This window comes from Corynebacterium sp. LK2510 (assembly GCF_040946405.1).
Classification (GTDB): Bacteria; Actinomycetota; Actinomycetes; order Mycobacteriales; family Mycobacteriaceae; genus Corynebacterium.
On record NZ_JAYWLR010000016.1, the window covers coordinates 41,208 to 49,076 of the forward strand.

9 protein-coding genes and 1 riboswitch are annotated in these 7,869 nt (G+C 64.8%); of the genes, 4 read left to right on the plus strand and 5 right to left on the minus strand.

The genetic code is table 11. The features are described 5' to 3' along the window. Positions 1-6 precede the first annotated feature (6 nt). On the minus strand, positions 7-1,923 hold the full coding sequence (typA, locus tag VVR41_RS08785; RefSeq protein WP_368524440.1) for a translational GTPase TypA: 1,917 nt from the start codon (positions 1,921-1,923) through the stop codon (positions 7-9). A gap of 238 nt (positions 1,924-2,161) precedes the next feature. Here typA and VVR41_RS08790 point away from each other — a divergent pair, with 238 nt between their 5' ends. Then, entirely contained in the window at positions 2,162-2,842 is a 681-nt protein-coding gene (locus tag VVR41_RS08790; protein WP_368524441.1) for a hypothetical protein, read from the plus strand. A gap of 2 nt (positions 2,843-2,844) precedes the next feature. Beyond that, positions 2,845-3,381 (plus strand): DUF402 domain-containing protein, encoded by a 537-nt coding sequence (locus tag VVR41_RS08795; RefSeq protein ID WP_321101188.1) that lies wholly within the window; start codon positions 2,845-2,847, stop codon positions 3,379-3,381. Here the strand turns inward: VVR41_RS08795 and VVR41_RS08800 are convergent. The 4 genes from VVR41_RS08800 to VVR41_RS08815 all read right to left on the minus strand — a co-directional run bounded on the left by VVR41_RS08800 (position 3,378) and on the right by VVR41_RS08815 (position 6,599). Then, a complete protein-coding gene (locus tag VVR41_RS08800; RefSeq protein ID WP_368524442.1) occupies positions 3,378-3,842 on the minus strand; it encodes a hypothetical protein in 465 nt (154 codons plus the stop codon). The genes VVR41_RS08795 and VVR41_RS08800 overlap by 4 nt on opposite strands. After that, the gene (locus tag VVR41_RS08805; protein ID WP_368524443.1) at positions 3,843-4,604 is read right to left on the minus strand and encodes an energy-coupling factor transporter transmembrane protein EcfT; all 762 of its coding nucleotides are present in this window, start codon (positions 4,602-4,604) and stop codon (positions 3,843-3,845) included. After that, a complete protein-coding gene (locus VVR41_RS08810) occupies positions 4,601-5,920 on the minus strand; it encodes an ABC transporter ATP-binding protein (RefSeq protein WP_368524444.1) in 1,320 nt (439 codons plus the stop codon). Before VVR41_RS08810 ends, VVR41_RS08805 begins: the two co-directional genes overlap by 4 nt. Before the next feature lie 4 nt (positions 5,921-5,924). Further along, positions 5,925-6,599, minus strand: coding sequence for an ECF transporter S component (locus tag VVR41_RS08815; protein ID WP_368524445.1), 675 nt, complete (start codon positions 6,597-6,599; stop codon positions 5,925-5,927). After that, positions 6,591-6,698: riboswitch (TPP riboswitch) on the minus strand. (Overlaps the previous gene by 9 nt.) A 159-nt stretch (positions 6,699-6,857) precedes the next feature. Here VVR41_RS08815 and VVR41_RS08820 point away from each other — a divergent pair. Further along, positions 6,858-7,088, plus strand: a complete 231-nt coding sequence (locus tag VVR41_RS08820) for a hypothetical protein (RefSeq protein ID WP_368524446.1) — start codon at positions 6,858-6,860, stop codon at positions 7,086-7,088. 21 nt (positions 7,089-7,109) lie between these two features. Then, positions 7,110-7,634: a hypothetical protein gene (locus VVR41_RS08825; protein ID WP_368524447.1), complete on the plus strand. Its 525-nt coding sequence runs from the start codon at positions 7,110-7,112 to the stop codon at positions 7,632-7,634. Positions 7,635-7,869: the final 235 nt, after the last annotated feature.

Consider the following 7,869-nt stretch of genomic DNA (forward strand, 5'->3'; position numbering starts at 1 on the left):
CGGATGCTACTTGTTCTTCTGCTTCGCACGGGAGCGGGCACGGCCGCGCTCGGTGGAGTCGAGGATGATCTTGCGCACGCGCATCGCCTCGGGGGCGACCTCGACGCACTCGTCGTCGTCACAGAACTCGATGGCCTCGTCCAGGGAGAGGGTGCGGGCCTTCGCAAGGGTCACCGTGGTGTCGGCGGAAGCCGCACGCATGTTGGTGAGCTTCTTCTCCTTGGTGATGTTGATGTCCATGTCCTCGTCGCGGGTGTTCGCGCCGACGACCATGCCCTCGTAGGTCTCCGCGCCCGGCTCGACGAAGAACTCGCCGCGGTCGGACAACTGCATCAGCGCGTACGCGGTGACCTGGCCCGAGCGGTCGGCGACCAGGGAGCCGGTCGGGCGGCCCTTGATCTCACCGGCCCAGGGGCGGTGCTCGATGGAGTAGGAGTTGGCGATACCGGCGCCGCGCGTCTCCGTGAGGAAGGTCGTGCGGAAGCCGATCAGGCCGCGCGAGGGCACGTCGAACTCCATGCGGACCCAGTCGCCGGAACCGGCGTTGCTCATCGCGGTCATCTGACCCTTGCGGTTGGCCAACAGCTGGGTGACGGCACCCTGGTACTCAGAGGGAACATCGATGACCATGTGGTCGTACGGCTCGTAGGTCTTGCCGTCGATCTCCTTGGTCACAACCTGCGGCTTGCCCACGGTCAGCTCGAAGCCCTCGCGGCGCATCGTCTCGATGAGGATGGTCAGTGCCATCTCGCCTCGACCCTGCACCTCCCACGCGTCCGGGCGCTCGGTCGGCAGCACGCGAATGGACACGTTACCGATGAGCTCCTGGTCGAGGCGGGCCTTGACCATGCGGGCGGTGAGCTTGTCGCCGCCGTTGCGGCCTGCCATCGGGGAGGTGTTCACACCGATGGTCATGGAGATAGCCGGGTCGTCGACGGTGATGCGCGGCAGCACGTCCACGTGGTCCGGGTGAGTCAGGGTGTCACCGATCATGATGTTCTCGATGCCGGAGACGGCAGCGATGTCGCCGGCGACAACCTCGCCGGTGGCCGGGACACGGTCGAGGCCCTCAGTGACGAGCAGCTCGGCGATCTTCACGTTCTTGACGTGCTGCTCGCCTTCGGCGTCGTAGTGGACCCAGGCGACGGTGTCGCCCTTCTTCACGGAACCGCGGTAGACGCGGATCAGCGCGATACGGCCGAGGAAGGAGGAGGAGTCCAGGTTGGTCACCTGCGCCTGGAACGGCGCGTCCACGTCGGCGGAGGGCTCGGGCAGGACGTCGTAGATGACGTCGAAAAGCGGCTGCAGGTCCTCGTTGTCCGGCAGCTCGCCGTTGCCCGGGTTCTCCTGGGATGCGCGGCCGGCGCGGCCGGAGGTGTAGAGCACCGGAAGCTCGAGCAGGCTCTCGGCGGCCTCGGCGGCCTCCGGATCCTCAAGGCCAGCACCGAGCTCGAGGAGTAGGTCCTGAGCCTCGTCGACGACCTCGTCGATGCGGGCGTCCGGACGGTCGGTCTTGTTGACGCAGATGATCACGGGCTTCTTCGCCTCGAGTGCCTTGCCCAGCACGAAGCGGGTCTGCGGCAGCGGACCCTCGGAGGCGTCGATCAGCAGGACGACGCCGTCGACCATGGACAGGCCGCGCTCGACCTCGCCACCGAAGTCGGCGTGGCCCGGGGTGTCAATGACGTTGATGATGAGGTCGCGGCCGTCCTTGCCCTGGCCGGCACGGCGGATCGCCGTGTTCTTGGCCAGGATGGTGATGCCGCGCTCGGATTCGAGCTCGCCGGAGTCCATGACACGGTCACCGTGCTCGCCGTGGTCGCTGAACACACCGGACTGCTCCAGCATGGCGTTGACGAGGGTGGTTTTGCCGTGGTCAACGTGCGCCACGATGGCGACGTTGCGAAATTCAGGATGCGACACTGATTCGGAGCTCCTTAAAGCACGAAAAGCATAGGGGGTTAGAGAACGGTTAAACCCTACAGCCTAGTGCCGCTAATCGCACTGTCGCGCAGGCGCTTGAGCGCTATTTTGTGGCCGGTTTCCCACTTGACGCACAGCCTTGTGCGACTATTGTGTCAGGAGTTGTTTATGTTAACTACTGTTTATAGTTTGCAGGACAAAACATTTTCCGTGAAGCACCCCTATTAAGGACGTCGCCGTGCCCCAGTCCCGACACCGCCACCGCCGCATGCTGCGCGCCGCCGCAACCGTGGCCACCCTCGCCTCGCTGATGCTCGGAGTTTCCGCCCCGGCCGCGTCCGCGCAGTCGTCTCGCTACATCGACACGTTTGGGCGCCCCACTCCCCAGGCGGTACGGACAGTCCACGAGTTCGCAGCCCAGCCGTTCGTGCCGCAGCCTGTCGCGGACACGCTGCGCACGGCCGTCAACTTTTTCGGCGGCCGCGGTGAGACCGGCGGGCCTGACCTGCCCACCAACGCGCCGGTGATCAGCCAGTTCATCTGGCCGACCGTGTCGTTGAACTGCATCGGCCCGGGGCTGCACTCCACGGCGTCCGCCATCGCGGTACCGGGCCCGGCCGAAATCCCGGCGCCCGGCGTTCCCGAGCACCACACCGGATTCGTCTTCACCGCCCTTGGCACTCCGCCGGCCGCCGAGGCACAGGGCGGAATGAACGTGTACTGGGCAAATGTAACCAATGGGCGCACGGGCGTAACGCCGCTTGATAACAATCAGATAAACCCCACAGGACCGGCAACCCTCTCCGGGGTCGCCGATACCGGCCCGGGCACCGTCCTGGCCGTTGTTGGAGGCAGTGTCCGCACTACGTCCAACGTCTGCACTTTCGCCCCAACCGTAGCTAGTTTCAACGTGAGGTAATCATGAGCGCCGATCTTCACCCTGTGAAGCAGGAGACTTTTGACACGACGTCGAACACCAACACTGACCCCAAGGGGTACCAGCGTGAGGTCGACACGTTTCGGGTAACCGACTTCGGCCTTTACATGGCGCGCGGCGCCAACCACCCGAAGTTCGGCTATCTGGAGAGCTGGCTGCTTCCCGATCTCGGCCTGCGTGCGAACATCTTCCACTTCCGCGAGGGCGTGGAGGAAAAGCAGGACTTCTACTTCGATGTCGCCGACATCGACGTCGAGGGCGATGTCTGGCACACCCGCGACCTCTACGTCGATCTCGTCTCCCTGACCGGCAACCCCATCGACGTGCTCGATATCGACGAGCTCGCCGCGGCGACCTCCGCCGGGCTTATCTCGGCCGAGGAAGCAGAAAAGGCTATCGACGTCACCCTCAACGCCGTCGAGGGCATCACGCGCCACCAGGACAACGCCATGGAGTGGCTGCGCACCCTCGGCATCGAGCTGACCTGGGCAGACGAGGTCGAGCTCGCGCCCGCCGGCTAAAGCCGCACGGTCACATCCACGGGCAATTCCGGCAGACCCTCCTCCTGCGCGGTCCACATGTCCCAGTACGGCGCGTACCCGGGGTCGCGCCGCAGCGCACGGTCGCGACGCGTTTGAAGCGGGGCGGCAACGCGGATCGTCGCGACACTTCCGCGCTTCAACGCAGCGCTTATCGACGCCTCCGTAATCGCGCCCACCCCCTCCACGATCACATCCTCCTGCGGGTCGAGCGCCACCCATGCGCCGCGGCGGTTATGCTTCCAGTCCCAGCGCCAGAATCCCGGGCGCGTCGGATGGAGCACATCCTCGGCGACCCTGCGTGCCCCCTCGGCCAGCCCTGACCACCCCGGGTAGAAATCGTCCAAGTGCACCACGCGGCACCCGAGCGCCTCACCCATCATGAGCGCGAGGGTGGTTTTGCCGGCGCCGGAGCGGCCGTCGATAAGCACTGTGAAAGCCACTTAGCCCACGCTCCACAGCGGGCGAAGGTGGCCGGTGTACCACGCAATGCCCAGCGCGAGCGCCGCTGCGAGGACGCAGAGAACGAGAACGACCGCGTCGATGCGGTGCAGGCGAGAGGTCCGCGCGTGGCTGCGGGTTGGTAGGCGACCAAAGCCGCGTGCCTCCATCGCGGAGGCGAGCTTGCCGGCGCGGCGCAGGCTCATCACGAGCAGGCCGAACGCGAGCGACAGCCAGTAGCGCACCCGCCCGGAGTCCGCGATGCCGCGGGCGCGGCGGGAGCGGCGCATGGCGTCGAGGTCCTCGCGCAGCAGTGTCAGCACGCGAAAGCCCGCGACGGTGCCGATGACGAAGCGCTCCGGAAGCCGCAGGACCTGCGAGAGCCCGTCTCCGAGGTCGGTCGGGTCGACGTCGGCGGAGAGGACGACCACGGGCAGCGCGATCGCGAGGACGCGCAGGACCACCGCGATCGCCAGACTAACGGAGAGTTCCGAGACTTCCAACAGCCCCCAGCTGAGGTAGACCTCTCCGCCGCTTTGGCCGTAGAGCGCCATCGGGATTCCGGAGATCGGGGCGACCACGAGGATCGGCAAGCCCCGGCGCACGAGGCGCGCCCAGCTCACCCCGCACAGCGGCGCGGCGGCGAGCGTCAGTGCAATCGCCACAGTGGCGGATACCCAATCAAGCGTGACCATCAGCGGGGTGGTGAACACCGCCAGCGCAAGGATCCGTGTGACAGGGTTAATGCCCGAAATGAGGTTCATGTGAGGACCTCCCGGTGGTCACCGAGCGAGGCGATGAATGCCTCGTCGTGGGTGATCGACACGACGGTTACCCCGTCCTCGGTCAGCTCGCGGATCAGCCCGACGAGCTCGACGAAGGTCCGGTCGTCCTGGCCGAACGTCGGCTCGTCCAACACGACCAGCCGAGGGGCGTTCACCAGCGCGGTCGCAACCGACAGCCGGCGCTTCTCCCCGCCCGAGAGGGTAAACGGGTTCGCCTGCCGGAGGTGGTCGAGCCGCAGCCGCGCCAGCAGCTTATCGACGCGCTCCCCACGCGCCCCCGACAACTCCATCTCGTCCTGCACGGTGGAAGTGACAAACTGGTGCTCTGGGTCCTGGAAGACGTAGCCGATGCGCTGCGCCAGATCCCGCGACGACCACTTCAGGGGTGGCCCCGTCAAACTCCGGCGGATGTCATCCGAGTAGTACGCCTCGCCCGACGCCGTCTTTGTCAGCCCCGAAAGCGCCAACGCCAGCGTGGTCTTTCCGGTGCCGTTCGCGCCGGTAATAACGGTGGAGTACCCCTGTGGGATGCGCACGGTGCGCGCAGGGCCCCAGGTGGGGCGCAGGTTGCGGGTCTCCACCGCCGGAATCGTCCCGGACAGCACGCTGCGGGCAGGCGGCAGCTCGGGTACGCCGGGCAGGTCATCTGCGGAGATGCGGTTGAGCCCCGTTTCATCGAGCCGGTAGAACGCATCGATCACTCCCGCCCACGGCCGGGGGCGGTGCTCCACCACGATGAGGCTCGCCCCCGTTCGCCGGCACGCGCGGTCGACGGCGGCGATGATCTCGTCGCGCCCCCCCGGGTCGAGGTTCGCGGTGGGTTCATCGAGAATGATGATTGAGGCGCCCATCGCGATTACCCCGGCCAAGGCGAGGCGCTGCTTCTGCCCTCCGGACAGATGGGAGGTGACGTGGTCGAGCGGCACATCAAGCCCCACAGCATCGAGCGCATTGTCCACGCGCGACCAGATCTCCTCGCGCGGCACACCGAGGTTCTCCGCGCCGAACGCGACATCGTCGCCGACGCGGGTGAGGATGGTCTGCGCCTCCGGATCCTGCATCACCATGCCGACGGTCCCGTTGACAATGATGTGGCCGAGGTTGCGCCCCTCCTCCCCATCGGTGGCGAGGCCCGCGATCACGGCCAGCAGAGTCGATTTGCCGGACCCGGAGTCGCCGGTGATGAGCACCCTCTCCCCCGCAGCCAGGTCGAGGTCGACGCCGGTGAAGGCTGGCACGCGGCGCGTGGCGTGGTGATAGCCGAGCCCGCGGGCCTGAACGACGAGTTCTGTCATCGCGCTATGCGCGGTCAGCGGCGACGCTGTCCACGCTGTCCACGCTGTCCACGCTGTCTACAGTGCCGAAGCGCTCGCGCCCTGCGGCGAAACGGTCGAGGGCTCCGGTCTTTGCCAGCGCCTTGACCAGCCAGTACGCAAGCAGGCCCGCCAGAACCACGCCCGAGATCGTCATGGAGATCAGGTAGATGACGTTGAACGCCAGGCTCATCGCCAAGTTTCCGGAGGTGAACAGTTCGAGGACGAACGCCCCGACGGCAGCGCCGACACCGGCGAGGGCGGCGACGGCGGGGGTGAAGCGTCGATAAGCGAAGGCGAGGAAGACGAGCTCAGCGCCGAGGCCCTGTGCCAGCCCCGAGTACAGGGTCTCGATTCCCCACTGGCTACCGATGAGCGCCGAGACTGACGCCGCGATGACCTCGACAAACACCGCCGCGCCCGGTTTGCGGATGATGAGCCCGCCGAGGATGCCGCCGAGAAACCACACTCCCGCGAACAGGCCGCCGAGGCCCGGGGTCAGGGCGTCAAATGCCTTGAACCCCGCGTATCCGATGGTGTTCCACACCCAAAAAAGGAGGCCGACGGCGACACCGAGAACGGCTGCTGTGACGATGTCGAGCACGCGCCACTGGGGGCGATTGCGCATCGGCATGCTTTGGGCAGGGGTTGATGAAGTCATGAAAATCCTTCCTAAACGCCGGCATTATCCGGATCAGGTTCAACGGTTCGCCATTTCTGGCATCTCAGCCCCGCATGCGGAGCACCCGTGTAGTGGTCGCACTCAGTTTAGCAGGGTGCGTTGGTGGGATTTGCAGGGTTGGGTGGCGAAAGTGGATTCGTTCGAACACTTTATCGAACAGGTGTGCGAGAGCGTGCCCCTACGGCGTTCCATCTGTAAAACTAATTAATACGTTTAAGGTCTCGAAAGGAAAAGAAGATGCCCAAGGTGTTGAAAATCGCGACCATCCTGGCTTCGTTTTCAGTTGCCCTTCTCGCTCCTTCAGATTTTGCGAATGCAGTTGATAACAATCTCTTTGAACAAGAACACTCCTGCCGTTCTGCGCTCAGCGAATACCGAAATAATCCAAGCCTCGCAGCCTGGGCCAATAATGCCGATTGTCACTGGCATCCTGAATTGGGACCAAGGGGTATGCGGTATCTATATTAAGTCTGAGAAAGGGGCATCCTCATGAGTATTGATACTCACTCTGGTGATTCCTGCGCTGATTCCTACCGGCCGCGCCTTAGGAAGATCGACGAAGAGGCGCGCGCTCTGCTTGCCGAATGTCAAACCCGGCAGGGGCCTCTCATCTCGCCAGACCTCGATGTCACTAATTTCTACGGGGTAGCTTTCCCGAGGAGCTCAGTGGAGAGGATCCGTGATTCGGACCTCGCAGATGACGAGCGCCAGAGATTGATCACCTATCTGCTGGGTTGCTGGTATTTGGACCAAGTTGATGGTACTTGGGATTTCGTCCCCATGCTCGTGGATAACCCAGTCCTCTACCTCTCATTCGGCCTCGGAGTCGGGACCAAGAACGGCTCAATGGTCAATGTCGCCGAGTCGGCCAGAGAGGTTCTGGAAGGCGGTGACCTCGCTTTCAAGGAGGCCTTCTATACCGCCAGTGCGAAAGTGGAACGGAGACTTGCTGGGGAACAGTCCCCTCCGGAGGATGCTGGCGAGCAGTCCCCTCCGGAGGATGCGGAGCCCTAGAGGCTCGCGCCCTTAAGCAATTGTTAGTTAGTCGTGGGCTGAGCGTATGGGACGCTGTCGGCCGGCCCTCGCTGAACTCTCCGTCTTTGAGGTCCCATCCGAGCTCTTGCAGCGATTGGCCCGACTCTGTGAATCAGGGCAGATTTTCGTGCTACGCTCCCGTTTTGCGCTCAGGCTTCGGCTGGGTCGACCCCACCACCGGTGACACCCTCGCACAGCGCGCGCAGCGCACCAG